At 73.7% G+C, this 21572-nt stretch carries 16 protein-coding genes; 13 read left to right on the forward strand and 3 right to left on the reverse strand.

The window, feature by feature from the left end; genetic code table 11:
- Positions 1–571: 571 nt before the first annotated feature.
- The gene (locus KME80_RS43930; RefSeq protein ID WP_219517600.1) at positions 572–3754 is read left to right on the forward strand and encodes a hypothetical protein; all 3183 of its coding nucleotides are present in this window, start codon (positions 572–574) and stop codon (positions 3752–3754) included.
- Positions 3755–3797: 43 nt separating this feature from the next.
- A complete protein-coding gene (locus KME80_RS43935; RefSeq protein ID WP_219517601.1) occupies positions 3798–4088 on the forward strand; it encodes a hypothetical protein in 291 nt (96 codons plus the stop codon).
- Positions 4089–4092: 4 nt separating this feature from the next.
- Here the strand turns inward: KME80_RS43935 and KME80_RS43940 are convergent, their stop codons facing one another.
- Together KME80_RS43940 and KME80_RS43945 are read right to left on the reverse strand one after the other, a co-directional pair.
- Positions 4093–5205, reverse strand: a complete 1113-nt coding sequence (locus KME80_RS43940; RefSeq protein ID WP_219517602.1) for a DUF5925 domain-containing protein — start codon at positions 5203–5205, stop codon at positions 4093–4095.
- Between the two features lie 50 nt (positions 5206–5255).
- Positions 5256–6812 carry a serine/threonine-protein kinase gene (locus KME80_RS43945; protein WP_219517604.1) on the reverse strand — a complete coding sequence of 519 codons (1557 nt, stop codon included), beginning with the start codon at positions 6810–6812 and terminating at the stop codon, positions 5256–5258.
- Between the two features lie 89 nt (positions 6813–6901).
- On the opposite strand from KME80_RS43945, the gene KME80_RS43950 reads away from it, so the two are divergent.
- From KME80_RS43950 to KME80_RS43995, 10 genes are all read left to right on the forward strand, one after another.
- On the forward strand, positions 6902–8764 hold the full coding sequence (locus tag KME80_RS43950) for a CASTOR/POLLUX-related putative ion channel (RefSeq protein WP_219517605.1): 1863 nt from the start codon (positions 6902–6904) through the stop codon (positions 8762–8764).
- Between the two features lie 21 nt (positions 8765–8785).
- On the forward strand, positions 8786–9724 hold the full coding sequence (mtnA, locus tag KME80_RS43955; protein WP_219517606.1) for an S-methyl-5-thioribose-1-phosphate isomerase: 939 nt from the start codon (positions 8786–8788) through the stop codon (positions 9722–9724).
- 265 nt (positions 9725–9989) lie between these two features.
- A complete protein-coding gene (locus KME80_RS43960; protein WP_246646748.1) occupies positions 9990–10574 on the forward strand; it encodes a peptidoglycan recognition protein family protein in 585 nt (194 codons plus the stop codon).
- A gap of 57 nt (positions 10575–10631) precedes the next feature.
- A complete protein-coding gene (locus tag KME80_RS43965) occupies positions 10632–12395 on the forward strand; it encodes a methylmalonyl-CoA mutase subunit beta (RefSeq protein WP_219517608.1) in 1764 nt (587 codons plus the stop codon).
- Positions 12392–14545, forward strand: a complete 2154-nt coding sequence (scpA, locus tag KME80_RS43970) for a methylmalonyl-CoA mutase (RefSeq protein WP_219517609.1) — start codon at positions 12392–12394, stop codon at positions 14543–14545. The genes KME80_RS43965 and scpA overlap by 4 nt, the downstream gene beginning before the upstream one ends.
- Positions 14546–14715: 170 nt before the next feature.
- Positions 14716–15675, forward strand: coding sequence for a methylmalonyl Co-A mutase-associated GTPase MeaB (gene meaB, locus KME80_RS43975; protein WP_219517610.1), 960 nt, complete (start codon positions 14716–14718; stop codon positions 15673–15675).
- A 79-nt stretch (positions 15676–15754) separates the two neighbouring features.
- On the forward strand, positions 15755–16402 hold the full coding sequence (locus KME80_RS43980; protein WP_219517611.1) for a TetR/AcrR family transcriptional regulator: 648 nt from the start codon (positions 15755–15757) through the stop codon (positions 16400–16402).
- On the forward strand, positions 16399–16833 hold the full coding sequence (locus KME80_RS43985) for an acyl-CoA thioesterase (RefSeq protein WP_308126181.1): 435 nt from the start codon (positions 16399–16401) through the stop codon (positions 16831–16833). The genes KME80_RS43980 and KME80_RS43985 overlap by 4 nt, the downstream gene beginning before the upstream one ends.
- Before the next feature lie 80 nt (positions 16834–16913).
- A complete protein-coding gene (locus tag KME80_RS43990) occupies positions 16914–17531 on the forward strand; it encodes a TetR/AcrR family transcriptional regulator (protein ID WP_219517613.1) in 618 nt (205 codons plus the stop codon).
- Complete coding sequence (locus KME80_RS43995; protein ID WP_219517614.1) at positions 17528–18601, forward strand: acyltransferase family protein; 1074 nt, start codon at positions 17528–17530, stop codon at positions 18599–18601. Before KME80_RS43990 ends, KME80_RS43995 begins: the two co-directional genes overlap by 4 nt.
- Before the next feature lie 7 nt (positions 18602–18608).
- On the opposite strand, the gene KME80_RS44000 is transcribed toward KME80_RS43995, so the two are convergent.
- A complete protein-coding gene (locus KME80_RS44000) occupies positions 18609–20378 on the reverse strand; it encodes an AMP-dependent synthetase/ligase (protein WP_219517616.1) in 1770 nt (589 codons plus the stop codon).
- A gap of 122 nt (positions 20379–20500) precedes the next feature.
- Here KME80_RS44000 and KME80_RS44005 point away from each other — a divergent pair, with 122 nt between their 5' ends.
- Positions 20501–21442 (forward strand): hypothetical protein, encoded by a 942-nt coding sequence (locus KME80_RS44005; RefSeq protein ID WP_219517618.1) that lies wholly within the window; start codon positions 20501–20503, stop codon positions 21440–21442.
- Positions 21443–21572: the final 130 nt, after the last annotated feature.

Here is a 21572-nt window from a genome sequence, read left to right on the forward strand (position 1 = left end):
TCGCCTCCCGCCACACCGGGGACGCCCTCCTATGACCCCCACCCCACCCCCCACCCCCTGGCCCACCGACCCGGGCTCCCGGCCCGCCGACCCGGGCCCCTGGCCCATCGACCCGGGTGCCTGGCCCGCGGGCCCGGGCTCCCGGCGGGCCGACCCGGGCGTCCGGTCCACCGCCTCCGTCCACGCTCCCGCCCCCGCCCGTGGGGCAGGACCCGACGGCGGCCCGGACCGGATGCCCGGCGGCGGCCCCTCCCGGCCATCCGGCAACGGTCCCGTACGGGCGGCGGACGGCCCCGTACGGGTGGTCGGCGGAGGCCCTGGCCGGTTGCCCGGCGAAGGTTCCGGGCGGACGTCTGCCGATGCCCGGGAGCGGACGCCCACCGAGCGCGCCGTCGTCCCGCGCGCCTCCGGTGGCGGCCCCTCCGTCGCGTCCGACGCCCGCGACAGCGCCGCCCCGGCATCAGGCGGCACTTCCGCACGGCAGCCTCCCGGTCGGTCGTCCACAGGAGCGTCGGGTGGGCCCGGCAGCGGCGCAGGGGCCTCCAGGGGGACTCCCGAACGAGGGGATGGTGTGGGGGAGGGGACTGCCTGGGCGGAGGTCGAGGCGGCGATCGACGCGGGTGACGAGCTCCGGGTGGCCGAGCTGGTGCTCGCCCTGGACGAGGCGGGGCGGCGCGAGGTGGCCGCCGCCCTGCCCGGCCACATCCCCGTGGCGCGCAACCGGGCGTGGGACCGGGAGCGACGCCGCCGCCAGGCCCGCCGCACGCAGGAGCGCGTGACACCCACCGGCAGCACAGCCGCCCAGGTCGGCACCAACGCCCCAGGCGGTGCCGAGAGCCAAGGTGGCGTCGGCGGTCACGGTGGCGCCGGCCGTTACGGGGTGGCGGCGGGCGGCAGCCAGGCGGGCGGCCCGGGGTGGGAGCATGCGCGGGTCGACGCGTGGGTGGGGCCGATGCGGGTGGCGGGCGCGGGCACGATCGGCGGCGCCGCGGCGGTGGTGGCCTGGCTGCACCGGCGCGACTTCCAGGGCTGGGGCGGCCTCGACCACACCGGGCTCGTCGAACGCGTCCTCGCCGCCCGGCCGCACCGCTGGCAGGTGGACTTCGCCGTACGCGCCGCCCTGCGCCTGCGCACGCAGCGCGACGCCCGCGTCTCCGGCGCCCTGGCCCTGGCCATGCTGCGCCGCACCGGCGCGACCCCGCCCGGCCACGACCCGCTGACCGTCGCCTGGGCCGCAGGATCGCCTGCGGGCCTGGGCGGCGACCCGCTGCTCGACCATCTGCTCCCGCGCCTGTTCGAGGCGGACGGCGTCGGCCGCGTCCTCCGCCACGAGCAGCCCCCGGACGGCGGCCGTGCCGGGCACGAGCCCCGGCCGCCGACCTGGCTCGCCGCCCTGAAGGATCTCGCCGACACCGGGCGGGTGTCGCGCGACCTGCTGCTCGACGGGTGCGTACGCCGGTTCCTGCGCGGCGGCTCCGGCCCTGACCTGCGCTTCTTCGTACGCCTGCACGACCTGCTCGACCCTGCCGACGCCGAGTCCGCCCGGCGGGCCGCCGACTACCTGAGGCTGCTCCCGGCCGCGCCCACCTCGGTGGCCGACCTGGCGCTGCGCCACCTGCGCCGAGCGGGCCGGCTCGGCCACGACGACCTGGTGGAAGGGCTGCACGCCGACCGCTTCGGCGCGGCAGGCGCGACGACCCTGAGGGAGGCCGCCGCACAGCTTCCCCCGGACCTCGCCGCCCGCCTCAACACGGCCTTCCCGGGCCCGACGACCTCCACGAGCGGGACCGCGTACCAGGGCGGGGAGACGGACGTGGCCCGCGCGCCGGTGCCCGCCGGCGCTGGGGAGGCGGAAGCGGTCCATACGGCGGCGGCCCCTGCGGGACCCGGGACGGCCGGGCTGGATCCGGTGGCGGGCGCCCTCGGAGCCGGGTCGAGGGGACTCGGACGTGTGACCTCCGGGCCTGAGACGCCGGGGGCCGCCTCCGTGGTTGGCGTGGCGGTGGGCGTGTCCGGGTCTGGGACGCCGGGGGACGCCTCCGGGTCTGGGACGCCGGGGGACACCTCCGAAGCTGGGGCTGGGCGTGCCGGGGGCGTCTCCGCGTCTGGGGCGGGCTCGGAGCTCAGGCAGGGGGACGGGTTCGTGCGCCGGGCGTTGCCTCGGGTAGCGCGGGCGGCAGCGTTGCCGCCGCCGGTCGGTGCGCCCGGTGAGTTGACCGCGTTGCCCCACCGGGTCGGGTGGCAGGAGCTGGAGCGGTGGCTGGACGGCGTGGTGCGGCTGCACGCGGAGGATCCTGAGGCGCTCCGGGTGGTGCTCAAGTCGCTGACCGGGGAGCCGTCGCGGCTGTACAAGGAGCGCGAATGGGAGCATCCGGGCCAGTGGGCCGAGGCGATCGCGCGGCGGCTCGTCGACCCGGGGGCCGAGCCGCCGCCCCGGCCGGGGCCCGCACTGCTTCCCACGGCTCTCGGGGTGCTTCCCGTTCTCGGGGGCGCGTCGGTCGAGCCCGCGCCCGCATCCGGGCCAGCGCCCGGCCCAGCGTCCGGACCCGCAGCCGGACCCGCAGCCGGACCCGCATCTGGGCCGGTGCTCGGGGCTGAGCAGCATGGGCGGCGGCGGGGGCGGTTGCCGGACGCGTCGCGGGTGACGGCGCCGCACTGGATGCTGCTGCGCCGGCTGGCCGAGGTGCATGCCGCCGCCGGGTCCGGGGCGCTGCCGCCGTACCTGCTGGCCACGCCCACCACCGGCGACGGCGGGGTCGGCGCGGCCGAGCTGGTGGAGAGGGTGGCGGGGTACGAGCGGGCCGGGGCCGAGGCGCTGGACGCCGATCTGCAGCAGGCGCTGCTCCGGCTGCCGCGCGCCATCGAACCCGAGGTGGTGGCGCGGGCGGCGCGGCTGCGTTCCGGGGCGGGCGCGACCGTCGCGGCGTGGATGCGCGACAGGCCCTCGATCAGCACCGGGATCGACTGGATCGACGGCGGGGTCCCGTACGCGAGCGACCGCGCGGCCCCCGGAGCGGAGGCCGCGTCCGGGGCGCGGAAGGCGAGCGGAGGGACGGGGGAGGGGCGGGAGCCGTCGCTGGTTCCGCGGATCCGGGGGGAGGCGACCGGGCTGGAGCTGGTCGACCGGCTGCTGTCCGATCCGCGGGCGTCGCGCTGGCAGGCCGACGGCGACGATCCCGTCGACTGGCCCGCCGTGCTTCCGCACGACCGGGAGGTCGCGGCGCTGCACCTGCTGCCGCGGCTGCTCTGCCGTACCCACGGGTCGCACGTGCGGCTGGCCGAGGTGCAGGCGGTGGCGTCGGGCGGCGGGCCCCCGGGGGAGGCGGTGGCGCTGCTGGTGGCGTACTTCCTGCTGCACCGCGAGTGGTGGCGGCGCGACGACGGGGTGCGTCCGCTGCTGGAGCTGGCCGCGCGGGGGGAGCTGCCCGCCGAGGAGACCGGGCGGCAGCTCGGGCTCCTGCTGCGGCGCACCTGGCATCAGCCGGCGGCCATGCGGGAGGCGCTGGAGACGGCGGCCCGGCGCGGCGCCCACGCGGAGGTGTGGCGGGTGCTGACCGGGTTCCTGCCCGTCTACCTGCCGGGGTCGGGTGAGCGGGCGCACTCGGGGCACACGCAGATGCTGACGTTCGCGGTCCGGGCGGCGGGATGGGCGCGGGCCGGGGGCGAGCTGCCGTGCGTCGCGCGGATCGCGGCCAGGAAGGCGACGAGCGGCTTCGTCCGTGAGGCCCGCCGCCTGCACGCCCTCCTCGCCTGAGCCCTGGCGGCCGGGGCGCCCCCCGGCCGCCAGGGTGATCGTCATGCGTGACGACGCCTACCACTGCAACCAGGCCCGCTGGGAGGCGCTCGTCGAGGCGTGGGTGTACGAGCGGCGGCCCGGCCGGGAGGTCAGCGGGCCCCGCGAATACCGGCAGACGATGAGCCGGATCGTCAACGGCCTGACCGGGGCGGGGTTCCTGCTGGAGCGCCTGGCCGAGGTGCGCATCGACCGGCCCGGCCTGGAGCCGGGGAGCTGGGAGCACTTCACGTCGGTGGCGCCGCCGTGGCCGGAGTTCGTCTGGCGCTACCGCCCCGGCGTCCTCGGCGGGTGAGGGCCTACAGGTAGAGGCCCGTCCCCTCGGTGCTCGCCGTGCGGGTCAGCGACCGCCCGGCGCGGAGCGCGTACAGCTCGGCCAGCGTCGCCCCCGACGGGCCGACGCCCTGGGGCGAGCCGAGCCAGGCGACCGCCTCGTCCCGCGACAGCGGGCCGATCTCCAGCTGCGCCAGGCAGCGGCCGGGCCGGACGACGGCCGGATGCAGGCGGGCCAGGTCCTCGTTCGTGGTGATCGCGACCAGCACGTCACGGCCCTGGCCGAGCAGGCCGTCGGTCAGGTTGAGCAGCCTCGACAGGCCCTGGCCGGCCTGCGACTTGGCCGAGGCGCTGATCAGCTCGTCGCAGTCCTCCAGCACGAGCAGCCGCCAGCGCTGCTGCTCGTCCTCGTCGTGGTCGTAGCCGACCGCCACCTCCATGAGGTAGCCGGGCTCGTCGAACAGCCGCTCCGGGTCGAGCACGCAGTCGACCTGGCACCAGTCCTGCCACTGCTTGGCCAGCGAGCGCAGCAGCGTCGTCTTGCCGGTGCCGGGCGGGCCGTGCAGCAGGATGAGACGGCCGTTCACGTCGGCCGGGGTGACGGCCATCAGGGAGTCGAGCGAGCGGCGCGCCTCCGCCGAGTAGTTGCCGCTGATCTCGGGCCACGGCTGCGCGGTGATCGGCTTCTCCGAACGGGTGCCGCCGTGCGAGCCGCGCCACCAGAAGCCCATGTCGACGTGGTCGGTCTCCGGCTCGGGCTCCTCTGCGCCGTCGACGGTCTCCTTCAGCACCGACCGGGCCAGCTCCTCGCTGGTGGCCGTCACGCTGACCGTCGCCGACCGGTTGCGGTGCCGGATCACCCGCAGCGTCCAGCCGTCGCCGCAGATCAGCCGCGACTCCGAACCGTCCTCCACCTGCGCCGTCCGCACGACGCTGCCGTGCGCCGGGCGCAGCGGGGCGTCGGGGCGTACGCGCTCCAGGTTGACCAGGCGCGACCACGGCTGCACCCCCGTGGCGAACGGCGACAGCGCCAGCGCGTCGATCACGTCGACGGCGGAGTCGGAGTCGTCGATCCAGATGTTCATGGGGAGCTCGGCGGCATCCTGGCTGGGGAACGGCACCTCCCTGATCACAGACATGGCTCCAATGATCACAGTTTGCGGGGCGGGTTGTCGAAGGGTTTGCGTTTTCAGCCGGTCTTCGTCAGCTCGCCCTCGCTCCTTCCCATGGGCATCGTGAGCTCGTAGTCGGCCTGGTCGTCGTCCTTGAGCTCCAGGGTGACCTTGACGCTGCCGGTGCCGCCCAGGTACGCGCACACGCCGCCGAGGTCGGCGAGCGTGAGGTGCAGGGTGGAGTCCTTGACCTCGGTCGCGTACAGGGTGCCCTTGCCGCAGCCGGGGTCGCTCTGCGCGTCGCCGGGGGAGTCCCAGACGCCCGTGGGCTCGCCCGCGCGCAGGATCAGGGTGACCGGCTCGTTCTCGAACTGCTTGCCTGCGGCCTCGCCGTCGACCGTGCCCATCCAGGTGCCCGCGAACTCGGCGGGGACGTCGACGGTGTCGCTTGGCTTGCCGGTGCCCACGGACAGCTCGGGGAGGAGTTCCGTGAGGCCCGCGCCCGGGTCCCCGGGAGAGACGGGGGAGACGGGGGAGACGGGAGAGACGGAGGCGGTCGAGGTGGTGGGCGTGCGCCGGTCCAGGGCGGACGGGGCGCCGCCGTTCAGCCACAGCAGCGCGCCGCCGCCCGCGACCAGCGCGACCGCGGCGGCCGCCGCGCCGACGAGCAGGCCCCGCCGCCGCCGTCCCGGCCGCGTGGTGACGGCGGGCCCCGGCGGTCCCGTACGGTGCCCCGCGCCTTGTCCCGCGCTGTGCCCCGCGCCCTGCCCCCCGCCGTGCCCGGGTCCGCTCGCAGGCGCGCCACCCCCGCCGGGTGCGGCCGGGGCGGGGGCCGGGAGGGGGGTGTTGGGGTTGACGAGGTGGACCATCAGGTCGCGGGCCGTGGGCCGGGCGGCGGGGTCCTTGGCGAGGCAGGAGGCGAGCACGCCCCGCAGCCGCGGCGGCAGCGGCGTCAGGTCGGGCTCGGCGTGGAGGACGCGGTGCAGCACCGCCGGGACCGTGTCGGCGCCGAACGGGCTGACCCCGCCCGCCGCGAACACCATCGTGGCCGCCCACGAGAACACGTCGGACGCCGGGGACGCCGGGGTGCCGGCGATCTGCTCGGGCGCCAGGTAGGCGGGCGTGCCGATCAGCCCGGAGGTCAGGGTGGCCGCGCCCTCGGCGCGCGCGATGCCGAAGTCGACCACGCGCGGCCCGTCGGGCCCGAGCAGCACGTTGGCGGGCTTGAAGTCGCGGTGCACGACCCCGGCCGCGTGGATGGCGGCCAGCGCCGTGGCCGTGCCGACGACGACGCGTTCCAGCTCGCCGCCCGCCAGCGGCCCCCGGTCGCGGACGCGGTCGGCCAGCGACGGCCCGTCGATGTACTCGCTGATCACGTACGGGCGCGGCCCCTCCGTGGAGGCGGCCAGGACGCGCGCCGTGCAGAAGGACGCGATGCTCTCCAGCGCCTCCAGCTCACGCGCGAGCCGGGCGCGGGTCTCGCGGTCGCCGGTGCTCAGCAGCTTGATGGCGACCGGTTCGCCCGCCTCGGTGTGGGCCAGGTAGACGACGCCCTGGCCGCCTTCGCCGAGGCGCCCCGCCAGCCGATGTCCGCCCAGTTCGGGCGGATCGTCCGGCGTCAGAGGGGTCACCATGGCCGATACGTTACAGGTCATCCTGCGGTGACATAGATCACCCGCTACTTTATGACGTTGATCAAATGACCTGAACGCGGAGGTACGGGGTGTCTGGTGTGAAGTTCCGCGAGCGGGCGCGCTACTGGTTCGACAACACGATGTCCAAGGGGACGGTCTCGCTCGTCGGCTGGCTGGCCGTCGTGTCGATGGGCCTGGTCGTGGTCGTCGCCGGGTTACTGATGTGGGTGGCGCCTAATGAGCCGCAGGGCGTCGGGGGCCCGGGGCACGTCCTGTGGATCGCGCTCATGCACGCGCTGTCGCCCGACGAGCTGGCGGCTGACAGCGGATCGGTGCCGTACATGGCCGTCATGCTGGTGGGCTCGCTCGGCGGGCTGTTCATCGTCAGCATGCTCGTCGGCCTGCTGGCCAACGGCTTCGAGCAGAAGGTGGACCGGCTGCGCAGGGGGCGCTCACGCATCGTGGAATCCGGCCACACGGTGGTGCTGGGCTGGTCGGACCAGGTGTTCACGATCGTGGCCGAGCTGGTCAAGGCGCACGCCAGCGAGTCGGGCTCGGTCGTGGCGGTGCTGGCCGACCGGGACAAGCTGGCGATGGAGGAGGACATCCGCGAGCGCGTCGACCTGGGCCGCACGCGGCTGGTGTGCCGCACCGGCTCGGCCACCGAGCCGCACGACCTCGACCTGATGAACCTGGCCGCCGCCAGGTCGGTCGTCGTGCTGTCGCCCGAGGGCGAGGACCCGGACGCGCACGTGTTCAAGATCCTGCTCGCGCTGGAGAAGCGGGACGGGCCGCACCCGCCGGTGGTGGCCGCCATCGCCGCCAGCCGCAACGTGGCCGCCGCCCGCCTGGCCGGGGGCGCGGACGTGCACCTGGTGGACTCCGACGACACCGCCTCGCGGCTGATCGTGCAGTCCTCCCGCCAGTCGGGCATGTCGGTCGTCTGCATGGACCTGCTCAACTTCGACGGCGGCGAGATCTACCTGCGGCCGGGCGCGGAGGTCGCGGGCCGGACGTACGGCGAGACGCTGCACGCGTACGGGACGGCCACGGTGATCGGCCTGCGCAGGCCGTCGGGCGTGGTGCTCAACCCGGCCATGGACACCGCGGTGACCGAGGCGGACGAGGTCATCGTGATCGCGCACGACGACTCCCGCATCGAGCTGGCCGAGGGCGCGCCCGCCGTGGACGAGGCCGCGATCGTCACCGCCCGGCCCGCCGACCCGGAGCCGGAGCGCACGCTGCTGCTCAACTGGAACAGCCGGGCGCACCACATCATCCGCTACCTCGACGGCTACGTGGCCCCCGGCTCGGTGCTGGAGATCGCCACCGACCATCCGAAGGCGGGCACGGGCCTGGAGGGGCTGCGCAACCTCACCGTCAACGTCAAGGACTGCGACACCACCGACAGGTACGCGCTGGAGGCGCTCGGCCCCGGCCTGTTCCAGCACGTCATCGTGCTGTCGGACGACCGGTTCACGCTGCACCACGCCGACACCCGCACGCTCATGACGCTGCTGCAGCTGCGCGACATGCAGAGCGCGATGAACGAGCACTACTCGATCGTCAGCGAGATGCACGACGAGAACAACCGGGCCCTGGCCGAGGTCACGGAGGCCGACGACATCGTCATCAGCGACACCGTCATCGGCCTGCTGCTCGCCCAGCTCGCCGAGAACCGGCACCTGGCGGACGTGTTCGGCTTCCTGTTCGACTCGCGCGGCTCCGAGATCTACCCGCGCCCGGCCGGCTCGTACGTGACCACCGGGACGGAGGTGAGCTTCGCGACGGTCATCGAGGCGGCGCGCCGCAGAGGGGAGACCGCGATCGGCTACCGGGACGCCGCCGGGCGCAACGTCCCGCCCCACTACGGCATCGTGCTGAACCCGCCCAAGCCGGACCTCGTCCGCCTGTCCGAGCGCGATTCGGTCATCGTGCTGGCGGAGGACTGAGTCTGGGTTAGCGTGTGCGGCGTGAGGACCATCGACTGGGTGGACGGAGCCGTCGAGCTCATCGACCAGACCCGGCTGCCCGCCGAGTGCGTGACGCTGCGCCTGCACACCGTGGACGAGCTCGTCGAGGCCATCCGCCGGCTCGCGGTGCGGGGCGCGCCCGCGCTCGGCGTGGCCGGGGCGCTCGGCGTCGTGCTGGCCAGGGGTGACCAGGAGGCCGTCGCCCGGCTGCGCGCCGCCCGCCCCACCGCCGTGAACCTGGCCTGGGGCGTCGACCGGGCCGCCGCCCACCTGGCCGAGGGGCAGGAAGCCGTGCTGCGCGCCGCCCTGCGCATCAGGGACGACGACATCGCCGCCTGCCTGGCCATGGGCGAGCGCGGCGCCGACCTGCTCCAAGGCGACCGGCTGCGGATCATGACCGTGTGCAACACGGGCGCCCTGGCGGCCGTCGAGCGCGGCACGGCGCTCGGCGTCGTCCAGACGCTGCACGAGCGCGGCAGGCTCGCCGAGGTGCTCGCCCTGGAGACCCGGCCCCTGCTCCAGGGCGCCAGGCTCACCGCCTGGGAGCTGGCCCGCATGGGCGCCCCGCACCGCCTGGTCGCCGACTCCGCCGGGCCGTACCTGCTGGCGCGGGGCGGCGTGGACGCGGTGCTCATCGGCGCCGACCGGATCGCCGCCAACGGCGACACCGCCAACAAGATCGGCTCGTACGCGCTCGCGCTCGGCGCGGAGCGGGCCGGGGTGCCGTTCATCGTCGTCGCGCCGGAGAGCACGATCGACGCGGCCACCCCGTCGGGCGACCACATCGAGATCGAGGACCGGGGCGCCGAGGAGATCGTCAGCGTGGCGGGCGTGCGGGTGGCCCCGGAGGGCACGAAAGCGCTGAATCCCGCTTTCGACGTGACACCGCACGACCTGATCACCGCGATCGTGACGGACACCCGCGTAATCCACCCGTAGGTTAAAATTATCCCGAACTCGTGACCAGTTCGCGCATCTAGCGTTACGCTCTGTTGTGTAATGACGCTACTTTCCGGAGCGTATCGTGGCCATTGACCTGATCAAGCGGGCGGATTGGGATGCGCGTTCTCCCCGCGGCGCCTACACACAGCTCGATTCCACCAAAGGGGTGAAAGTCCACTACACCGGTGGACGGGTCGATCCCGGAATCGTCGACGACCACGCTGGATGCGTGAAATTGGTGAAATCCATCCAAGGGTCACATATGGATGGAAATGGCTGGATCGACATCGGATATTCCTTTGTCGCCTGCCCGCACCGCAAGGTGTTCGAGGGGCGGGGGCTGCACCACCTGCCCGCCGCCAACGGCGCCGGCCTCAACCGCGGCCACTACGCCGTGCTCGGGCTCGTCGGCAACGCCGGGCTGGTCCAGCCGCCCGACGAGCTGCTCCACGCCATCCTCGACGCCGTCGAGCACGTCCGCGACCGGGGCCGGGCCGGCAAGGAGATCAAGGGACACCGCGACGGCTACTCCACCAGCTGCCCCGGCGACGCCCTCTACGCGTGGGTCCGGCGCGGCGCGCCCCGGCCCGGCAACGACAACGGCACCCCCGAGTCGCCCCCGCCCCCCGGGCGGTTATTGAGATACCCGCCCGTCACCCGCGGCGACGACGTACGGACCTGGCAGGCCAAGATGCGCGAGCGCGGCTGGGAGATCGACGTCGACGGCGCCTACGGACCCGCGTCCAAGGACGTGTGCCGGCGGTTCCAGCGCCAGCAGGGCATCGAGGACGACGGCATCGTCGGCCCCGTCACCTGGCGCCTCACCTGGGAAGCCCCCCTGACCTGACCCCTGTCACAGCCCCGCGTGCACGTTCCGTGACGTGTTGCGCTTACGATCCCAAGCATGGATCTGGCAGCGGGTTTCCCCGCCACCACCCGGGACGGCTGGCGTGCGCTGGCGCTCGCGGTCCTGCGCAAGTCCGGCGTCGAGGCCGCCACACCCGAGCAGGCGCTCGGCGCGCTCACCTACGACGGAGTGCCGATCGCGCCGCTCTACGACGCCTCCGACCTGCCCCCCGTGCCGCCGTTCGACCGGGGGAGCGCCCGCGCCGGATGGGACGTCAGGCAGCGGCACGCCGTCCCCGACCCCGAAGCGGTGCTGACCGACCTGGAGAACGGCGTCACCTCGCTCTGGCTGGTGGCCGGAGACGGCGCGATCCCCGTGGTGGAGCTGCCCCGGGTGCTCAAGGACGTCCTCCTCGACCTCGCCCCGATCGTCCTGGACGCCGGGCCGCACACCCGGGAGGCCGCCGAGGCGCTGTTCGCGCTGGCCGGCGACACGCCGCTCACCGGAAACCTCGGCGCCTCCGCGCTCGACGACTCCGGCGTGGAGCTGGCGGCCCGGTGCGTGACCGGCCACCCCGGGCTGCGCGCGATCACCGTCGACGCCACGCCCTACCACGACGCCGGCGCCTCCGACGGTGAGGAGCTGGGCTGCTCGATCGCGCTCGGCGTGGCCGCGCTGCGCGCGCTGACCGGGGCCGGGCTGAGCGTCGAGCAGGCGTTCGGGCAGCTCGAGTTCCGCTACTCGGCCACCGACGACCAGTTCGCCACCATCGCCAAGCTGCGCGCCGCCCGCAAGCTGTGGGCGCGCGTCGCCGAGGTGTGCGGCGGCGGGTCCCAGGACGCGTACGCGCAGGTCCAGCACGTCGTGACCAGCTCCGCCATGATGACGGCTCGCGACCCGTGGGTGAACATGCTGCGCACCACCGTCGCCTGCTTCGCCGCCGGGATCGGCGGCGCCGACGCGGTCACCGTCCAGCCGTTCGACGCGGCCGTGCGTCCGCCCGACGCCTTCTCCCGGCGCATCGCCCGCAACACCCAGGCGCTGCTGCTGGAGGAGGCGGGCGCCGGGCGGGTGGCCGACCCGGCGGGCGGCTCCTGGTACGTCGAGCGCCGCACCGCCGACCTGGCCGCGCGCGCCTGGGAGTGGTTCCAGGAGATCGAGGCGGCGGGCGGCATCCGCGCCGCCGCCGGGAAGGTGGCCGGCCGTGTCGCCGCCACCCGCGCCCGTCGCGCCGCCGACATCGCCCACCGCCGCCTCCCGATCACCGGCGTGAGCGAGTTCCCCGACCCCGCCGAGAGGCCCCTCCGCCGCCCCGCCGCCCCGAAGCCGCCCGCCGGCGCGACGACCTCCGTCCAGCCGCCCGGCACGGCCGCGGAGCGGGGGACCGGGCTGCCGGTGGTGCGCTACGCCGCCGAGTTCGAGGCGCTGCGCGACCTGGCCGACGCCCAGCCGGAGCGGCCCAAGGTGTTCCTGGCCACGATCGGCCCCGCCGCCGCCCACACCGCGCGGGCGGCGTTCGCGGCGAACCTGTTCCAGGCCGGCGGGCTGGCCGTGGAGAGCGCGGGCCCGGGCGCCGACGCCGAGCGGATCGCCGCCGCGTTCGCCGCCAGCGGGGCCGCCGTCGCCTGCCTGTGCTCCACCGACAAGCTGTACGCCGAGCACGCCGAGGAGGTGGCCGCCGCGCTGCGCCGGGCGGGCGCCCGCCGGGTGTGGCTGGCCGGCAAGGGCAGCCACCCGGGCGTCGACGCCTGCCTGTTCGCCGGGTGCGACGCCCTCGACGTGCTCCGCACGACCTTCCGCGACCTGGAGGTGACCGCATGATCCCCGACTTCACCGGCGTCCCCCTGGACGGCGCGCCTCCGGCGGCGGCCGCCGGGGAGCCCGCCGCCCCGGGCCCGGTCTGGGAGACCCCCGAGGGCATCGCGGTCAAACCGCTCTACACCGCACGCGACCTGGACGGCCTGGGCTTCCTGTCCACCTACCCGGGCGCCGCCCCCTACCTGCGGGGCCCGTACCCGACCATGTACGTCAACCAGCCGTGGACCGTCCGCCAGTACGCGGGCTTCTCCACGGCCGAGGACAGCAACGCCTTCTACCGCCGCAACCTGGCCGCCGGGCAGAAGGGCCTGTCGGTGGCCTTCGACCTGGCCACGCACCGGGGCTACGACTCCGACCACCCGAGGGTGGCGGGGGACGTGGGCATGGCCGGGGTGGCGATCGACTCCATCTACGACATGCGCCGCCTGTTCGACGGCATCCCGCTGGACCGCATGTCGGTGTCGATGACGATGAACGGCGCCGTGCTGCCGATCCTGGCCCTCTACATCGTGGCCGCCGAGGAGCAGGGGGTGGCGCCGGAGCAGCTCGCCGGGACCATCCAGAACGACATTCTCAAAGAATTCATGGTACGGAACACGTACATCTACCCGCCGGGCCCCTCGATGCGGATAATTTCGGATATTTTCGCATATACCAGTGAAAAGATGCCGAAATTCAACTCCATCAGCATTTCTGGTTACCACATCCAGGAAGCGGGGGCGACGTGCGATCTGGAGCTCGCCTACACGCTCGCCGACGGGGTCGAATACCTGCGTGCCGGAATCGCCGCCGGAATGGACGTCGACCGGTTCGCGCCGCGTTTGTCGTTCTTCTGGTGTATCGGCATGAACTTCTTCATGGAGGTCGCCAAACTCCGGGCCGCGCGGCTGCTCTGGGCCAACCTGGTGTCCGGTTTCGATGCGAAGAATCCGAAATCGCTGAGCCTGCGGACCCACTCCCAGACCTCCGGCTGGTCCCTCACCGCCCAGGACGTCTACAACAACGTGGCCCGCACCTGCGTCGAGGCGATGGCCGCCACCCAGGGCCACACCCAGTCGCTGCACACCAACGCCCTCGACGAGGCCCTGGCGCTCCCCACCGACTTCTCCGCGCGCATCGCCCGCAACACCCAGCTCCTGCTCCAGCAGGAGTCCGGCACCACCCAGGTGATCGACCCCTGGGGCGGCTCCTACTACGTCGAACGCCTCACCCACGACCTGGCCGAACGCGCCTCCGCGCACATCCACGAGGTCGAGGCGGCTGGAGGCATGGCCAAGGCCATCGAGGCCGGGCTGCCCAAGCTGCGCATCGAGGAGGCGGCCGCCCGCACCCAGGCCCGCATCGACTCCGGCCGCCAGCCGGTCATCGGCGTCAACAAGTACCGGGCCGCCGCCGACGAGCCCATCGAGGTCCTCAAGGTCGACAACAGCGCCGTACGCGCCCAGCAGCTCGCCAAGCTGGCCGCGCTGCGCGCCGAACGCGACGAGGACGCCGTCCGCCGCGCGCTCGCCGCGCTCACCGACGCCGCCGCCGACCCCGCGCCCGGCCTCGACGGCAACCTGCTCAAGCTGTCCGTCGACGCCGCCCGCGCCAAGGCCACGGTGGGCGAGATCTCCGCCGCGCTGGAGCGGGTCTTCGGCCGGCACGCCGAGCAGGTCCGTACGATTTCCGGCGTGTACCGCGACGAGGCCGGACCGGCCGCCGACATCGAACGCGCCCGGCAGGCGTGCGCCGACTTCGCCCGCGCCGAGGGCCGCCGCCCGCGCATCCTGGTGGCCAAGATGGGACAGGACGGCCACGACCGCGGCCAGAAGGTGATCGCCACCGCCTTCGCCGACCTGGGCTTCGACGTCGACGTCGGCCCGCTCTTCCAGACGCCGGAAGAGGTGGCCAGGCAGGCGGTCGAGGCCGACGTGCACATCGTCGGCGTCTCCACGCTCGCCGCCGGGCACCTCACGCTGGTGCCCGCCCTCCGCCAGGCGCTCGCCGACCTGGACGCCGCCGACATCATGATCGTCGTGGGCGGCGTGATCCCGCCGGGCGACTTCGACGAGCTCCGCGCCGCCGGGGCCTCGGCGATCTTCCCGCCCGGCACGGTCATCGCCGAGGCGGCCCTAGGCCTGCTCGACGAGCTGCGCGAGCGTCAGGAGTAGTCCTCGCACATGGTGAACGACACCCGGCGCCGCGGCCGGGTCCGGCCCTGGCGCGCGGTGCACCGCGCCGCCGGGCCTGCTGGAGCGAGGGCCCGTCCACGTGCTTATGGTCAAGTGATTCGTTCGCCAGGGCCGTCAGTGGGTTCGAGGCCGGGAGACAGGAGGGCGCGGTGCGCTCGCTGGAGGACTACGTCCGGGGCGTCAAGGCGGGTTCGCGCACGTGGATCGCACGGGCGATCACGCTGGTCGAGTCCACCCGGCAGGACCACAGGGCGCTGGCCCAGCGGCTGCTGGTCGAGCTGACGCCGCTGGCGGGCCGGGCCCGCCGGGTGGGCGTGTCGGGGGTGCCGGGCGTGGGCAAGTCCACGTTCGTCGACGCGCTCGGCACGCGGCTGACCGGCGTCGGGCACCGGGTGGCGGTGCTGGCCGTGGACCCGTCCTCCACCAGGACCGGCGGCAGCATCCTGGGGGACAAGACCCGGATGGCCCGGCTGTCGGCCGATCCGGCGGCGTTCATCCGGCCCTCGCCCACCTCCGGCACGCTGGGCGGGGTCGCCAAGGCCACGCGGGAGGCGATGGTCGTGGTGGAGGCCGCCGGGTTCGACGTGGTGCTGGTGGAGACCGTGGGCGTCGGCCAGTCGGAGACGGCGGTGGCCGACATGGTCGACACGTTCCTGCTGCTGACCCTGGCCCGCACCGGCGACCAGCTCCAGGGCATCAAGAAGGGCGTGCTGGAGCTGGCCGACGTGATCGCGGTCAACAAGGCCGACGGTGAACACGCCCTGGCGGCCCGCAAGGCGGCCCGCGAGCTCGCCGGGGCGCTGCGCATGCTGCGGTCCGGGGGCGCGCCGCCGCCGGTGCTCACGTGCAGCGGGCTCACCGGCGACGGCCTGGAGGAGCTGTGGCGGCAGGTCCTGGCCCATCAGGAGGGGCTCGACCTGGCGGCCAAGCGCCGCGAGCAGCAGGTCGGCTGGACGTGGACGCTGGTGCGCGAACGCCTGCTGGCCGAGCTGCTCGACGACCCGGACGTGACGGCGATCGCCGGGGACGTCGAGCGGGAGGTGCTGGCGGGGGAGCTGACCCCGTCGCTGGCGGCGGACCGGCTCCTGGAGGCCTTCAAGCGCCGCTGATCCACCCGCCCCATTAACGCCGCTGATCCACTCGCCCCCAGTTATACGAACGATCGGTCGCTCATATATTGTGAGGCCCATGACCGAACAGGAGACCGACGGGCGCAGGGCTCGGGGGCGGCGCAGCCGGGAGGCGATCCTGGAGCACGCCGTGTCCCTGGCCTCGGTGCACGGGCTGGGCGGGCTGAGCCTGGGGCGGCTGGCGGACGCGGCCGGCGTGAGCAAGTCCGGATTTTTCGCCCACTGGCGCGACAAGGAGGAGCTCCAGCTCGACGCCGTGGAGTGGGCGAGCCGCCAGTGGGTCGAGCGGATCGTCAAGCCCGCCCTCGAGGCCCCGCCCGGCGTCCGGCGGATCTTCGCCCTGCACGAGGCCCGGATGCGCTTCTACGCCGACGGGGTGCTGCCCGGCGGCTGCTTCTTCTTCATGGCGCAGGTCGAGTTCGACGACCAGCCCGGCCGGGTGCGCGAGCGCGTCGCCCGGGCGCTGGCCGAGTGGCTCGGCCTGATCGAACGGCTCGTGCGCGAGGCCGTGGCCCTGGGCGAGCTGCCCGGCGACGTCGACGCGGGGCAGCTCGCGTACGAGATCGAAGCGCTGGGGGAGGCCGCGGTCACGCACGCGCGGCTGCTGGACCCCGACGAGGCCCACCGGCGCAGCCGCCGTGCCGTGCTGCTGCGCCTGCGTGACCTGACCACCACCCCCGAACTCCTTCCGGAGGACCGCACGTGAGCGTGACCCGCACCGTCCAGATCCATTTCGACGACCTCGACGCGATGGGGCTGCTGCACAACTCCCGCTACGCCCTGCTCGTCGAGCGTGCCGTCGGCGCGTTCTGGGCCGAGCAGGGATGGAACTTCGACCCCGGCGTGTCCCGGTTCCGCGACGTCTACATGGCGGTCCGCGAGTTCAAGATCACCTACAACGCGCCGATCTCGGGGGCCGGGGAGGTGGCGGTGGAGTTCTGGCTGGACCGGATGGGCCGCACCAGCGGCGTCTACGGCTTCCGGGTGCTGTCGGCCGACCGCTCGATCGTGCACGCCGAGGGCTACCGGGTCAACGTCAACCTCGACCCGGCCACGTTCCGCCCGGCCCCGTTCAGCCAGGAGCTGCGGGACGCGGCGGCGCCGCTGATGCTGGAGGACCTGACCGCCGTGCAGTGACGCGGGGGAGGAGGGCGCCGGTCATGAGACCGGCGCCCTTTGCGTTCCAGCGCTCTGGCCGGGTGTGTTAAATTTTGGCCATGCGGTCAGAAAATGAGCCCAGCGGCCAGAAGGGCCGGTCGTTCATCGAGGAGGCCAGGCGCGCCCAAATCATCGCCTCGGCCGTCGAGGTGATCGCCGAGCAGGGGTTCGCCCGAGCCTCCCTGGCCCGGATCGCCCAGCACGCGGGCATCAGCAAGGGCGTCATCTCCTACCACTTCGACGGCAAGGACGAGCTGATGGAGGAGGTCGTCGTCCGGGTCTACACGGCCATCAGCGAGCACGTGCTCGCCCGGATGGAGGGCCTGAGCACGGCCACCGAGCTGCTGCGCACCCAGATCCTCGGCGTCGCCGAGCACATGCGCGCCCAGCGCACCCAGCTCAGGGCCCTCGGCGAGATCTTCGCCAACCTGCGCGACGCCGACGGCAAGCTCCGCTTCGGCGTCAACGCCGGCGAGGAGATCTACCAGGCGCTGGAGCAGATCTACCGCCTCGGCCAGAAGACCGGCGAGTTCCGCGCGTTCGACGTCCGGGTGATGGCGCTCACCCAGTCCGCGGCCGTCGACGCCATGTTCGCCTACTGGATCAACAATCCCGGCCACGACCTCGACGCGCACGCCCGGGAGCTCGCCGACCTGTTCGAGAGGGCCGTCCGATGAAGACCGAGCCACGCGCCGCGACCCGGCTGCACGCCGTCGACAACCTGCGGGTCCTGCTGACCGTGCTGGTCGTCCTGCACCACGTCGCGCTCACGTACGGCAACATCCCGATGTGGTACTACACCGAGCCCGCCGCCGACCCCTCCGGCCTGGCCCTGGACATCCTCGTCGTGATGAACCAGGCCTTCTTCATGGGCCTGTTCTTCCTCATCTCCGGCTTCTTCACGCCCGGCTCCCACGACCGCAAGGGCGGCCGGGCGTTCGCCCGCGACCGGCTGGTCCGGCTCGGCGTGCCGCTGCTGGTGTTCCTGGTCCTGCTGCGGCCGCTCGTGACGCTGCCCGACTACCTGACCGGGGAGCCGTTCTGGCAGGTCTACCTGCGCACCTGGGACCCGGGGCCGATGTGGTTCGCCGAGGTGCTGCTCGTCCTCGGCCTGGCGTACGCGCTGTGCCGCCGCCGGGGGAGCACCGCGCAGGCTGCGCCCACGGTGCCGAAGGCGCGCTGGATCGTGCTGTTCACCGTGGGCCTGGCGGCGGTGACCGTCCTGTGGCGGATCCCGGTGCCGGTCGGGACGTACGTGCCGGTCCTCGGGCTGCCCACGCCCTACTTCCTGCCGCAGTACGTGAGCATGTTCGCGGCCGGGCTGGTGGCGTACCGGCGCGGCTGGTTCGAGACGCTGCCCCGCCGGGCCGGGCGGCTCGGGTTCGTCGTCGCCGGCGCGTCCACGGCCGTGTGCCTGCCGGTCATGGGCACGACCTCCGGGGCGGTGACGGACGCGATCACCGCCACCTGGGAGATCGTCTTCGCCGTCGGCATGATCCTCGGGCTGGTGGTGCTCTTCCGCGAGCGGTTCGCCGGGCAGGGGCCGCGCGGCCGGTTCCTGTCGGAGCACGCCTACACCGTCTACGTCGTCCACCCGCTGGTGGTGGTCGCCGCCGGCTACGCGCTCAGCGGGATCCAGGCGGCGGCGATCGTCAAGTTCGCGCTCGCCGCCGCCCTCTGCCTGCCGCTGTGCTGGGGCCTGGCCTACCTGGTGCGCTCGCTGCCGGGGGCCAGGAGGGTGCTGTGACCCAAGGCTACTCGGCGTAGAAGGCGTCGAGGGTGCTTCCGTGGCGCTCCTCGACGGCCTTGCGCTTGACCTTGAGGCTGGCGGTCAGCTCGCCGCCCTCGACCGTGAAGTCCTCTGCCAGGATCGCGAACTTCTTGATCGTGGCGTAGCTGGCCTGGTCGGCGTTGACCTGGTCGATGCCCTTCTGCACCTCGGCGAGCATCCGCGGGTGCCCGCGCAGCTCCTCCGGGTCCGTCGGCAGTCCCTCGGCCTCCGCCCACGGCCTGGTCACGTCCATGTCCAGGGTGACCAGCGCCGTGCAGTAGTTGCGCCGGTCGCCGTGCACGAACACGTGCGACAGGTACGGGCAGGCCGCCTTGATCCGGCCCTCCAGGTGGGTCGGCGCGACGTACTTGCCGCCGGAGGTCTTGATCAGCTCCTTCTTGCGGTCGGTGATGCGCAGCCGGCCCGCCTCGTCCAGCTCGCCGATGTCGCCGGTGCGCAGCCAGCCGTCGTCCAGCGCCTCGGCCGTCTCCTCCGGCAGGCCGTGATAGCCGCGCATGATGCCGCGCCCGCCGATCAGCACCTCGCCGTCCTCGGCGATGCGCACCTCGGTGCCCGGCAGCGGCAGCCCCACCGTGCCGAACCTGACGCTGTCGGGCCGGTTGAGGAAGCTGCCCGCCGACGACTCGGTCAGGCCGTAGCCCTCCAGGATCGTCAGCCCGGCCGCGTCGAAGAACTCGGCGATGTCCTGTGACAGCGGCGCCGCCCCCGAGATGAAGAAGCGGATCCGGCCGCCGAACCTGGCCCGCAGCTTGCCGAACACCAGCCGGTCGGCCAGCGCGTACTCCAGCCGGGTCGTCAGGGGGATCGAGGCGCCGCGCTGGCGGGCCCGCACCACGCGGACGCCCGTCGCCTTGGCCCAGTTGAAGATCTTGAGCTTGACGCCGCCCTCGCGCTGCTGGGTGGCGGCGACCGTGTTGTGGATCTTCTCGAAGATGCGCGGGGCCGCCGCCATGAACGTCGGCCGCAGCGCGCCCAGGTTGTCGGCGATCCGGTCGAGGCGGCCGTCGATCGCGGTCGGCACGCCCTCGCCGAGCATCACGACCTCCAGCAGCTTGCCGAACGAGTGCGACAGCGGCAGCCACAGGAAGTGCAGGTCCGCGCCCGACAGCAGGTCGATCTCGCGGACCGCGCCCGCCGCGTACAGCCAGTTGTCGTGGGTGAGCACCACGCCCTTGGGCCGGCCGGTGGTGCCGGAGGTGTAGATGAGCGTGGCCACGTCCTCGGCTCCGATCGCCGCCACCATCGCGTCGTAGTCGCCTTCACTCTCGCTGCCGGCGGCGCGTACGGAGTCGAGCGTGACCACCCAGCCGTCGTCGCCGGCCTCGCCGTCGATCACCACCACGTGGGTGACGTCCGGCAGCTCCTTGCGCACCGACCGGAGCTTGGCCACCTGCTCGTCGTTCTCCGCGATGACGATCGTGCTGCCGGAGTCGGTGATGACGAACGCCGACTCCGCCGCCGTGTTGGACGGGTAGATCGTCGTCGTCGCCGCGCCCGTCGACAGCACCGCCAGGTCGCACAGGATCCACTCCACCCGGGTCGAGCAGAGGATCGAGACCCGGGCGCCCGGCCCCGCGCCCAGCTTCGCCAGGCCGAGCGCCAGCTCCCGCACCCGGTCACCGGTCTGTCGCCAGGTCATCGACGTCCAGCCGTCACCCGAGGGGTAACGGTACGCCTCGGCGTCGGGGGTGGCCGCGATCCGGTCGAGCAGCAGGGCGGGGATGCTGGACATTGCCTGGACCTCCTGTGGGGGATGTGAGGCAGACTCTAGGCCGGTTGCCCCGTTCCAGTCGATAACGCAATTGACGTCCCGGGAGGAAGCGGGCGATAGTGTGGCAGGTGGCTGCCCCCCGGATGATCACGTGCGTTCTCGCGCTGGCGACCCTCACGCTCGGCGCGTGCACCTCCGCGCCCTCCCTGAGCGGCGGCTCGCCGCGGTTGAGCGGCACCGCGGGCGGCCCCGGCGGCGCCGGCTCGCCCAGCCCCAGTCTCGCCGCGCTCACCGCCGACGCCTACAAGGGCGAGCTCGGCACCCGGCACGACGCGCTGAGCGACGCGATCAAGTCCGTGGCCTCCGCGCGCGGCCTCAAGAGCCTGCGCGAGCGGGTGGGCAAGGCGGAGGAGAAGATGCTCGGCGCCGCCGAGGAGCTCGCCGCCCTCCAGCCGCCCGCCGAGGTCCGCGCCCAGCACGACGCGTACGTGACCAGCATGCGCGACCTGGCCGCCGGGCTCGGCGGCGCGACCGGGAAGGTCGGCTCGGACCTGTGCACCTCCTCGGCCGTGCTCACCGACGTCCGCGGCGCGCTCGGCGCCCTCGACGAGGCCGGCGAGACCCTGCAGGAGGCCGGCGGCTATCCGGCGGACGTGGTGTCGGTCAAGGCCGCCGGGAAGAAGACCAGGCGGCTCGGCAACGGCCACTACCTGCGCAAGAGCGGCCTCGGCGGGCGCAGCTCGCTGCAGATCCACAACGGCACCCGGCGCGACGCCGTCGTCAACGTGATGCGCGGCAAGTCCAAGGTCATCAGCGTCTACGTGCGCAAGAAGTCCAAGTTCAAGATCCCCGGCATGCGTGACGGCACGTACCGGATCTACTTCACGCACGGCGTCGACTGGGACGGCAAGAGCCGGGCCTTCACCCGCGACTGCAGCTTCTCGCGCTTCCAGAAGTCGGTGAAGTTCAAGACCACCTACACCTCGACGCAGATCCTCTGGCACGACTGGCGCATCACGCTGCACTCCATCTCCGGCGGCAACGCCAGGACGAGCCAGGTCGACCCCGACGACTTCCCCGGCTAGAACCCGGCCGCATGCGGCCGGAAACGCGAGGGCCGCGCGCCGGAGCGCGCGGCCCTGTGCCGGCGAGGTCGCGCCGGTAAGCTGGAGGCCGGTCAGCTGGAGAACAGCATCCCCACCCAGCTGCGCTGGC

It is taken from the genome of Nonomuraea ceibae (assembly GCF_019396325.1).
Taxonomy (GTDB): Bacteria; Actinomycetota; Actinomycetes; order Streptosporangiales; family Streptosporangiaceae; genus Nonomuraea; species Nonomuraea ceibae.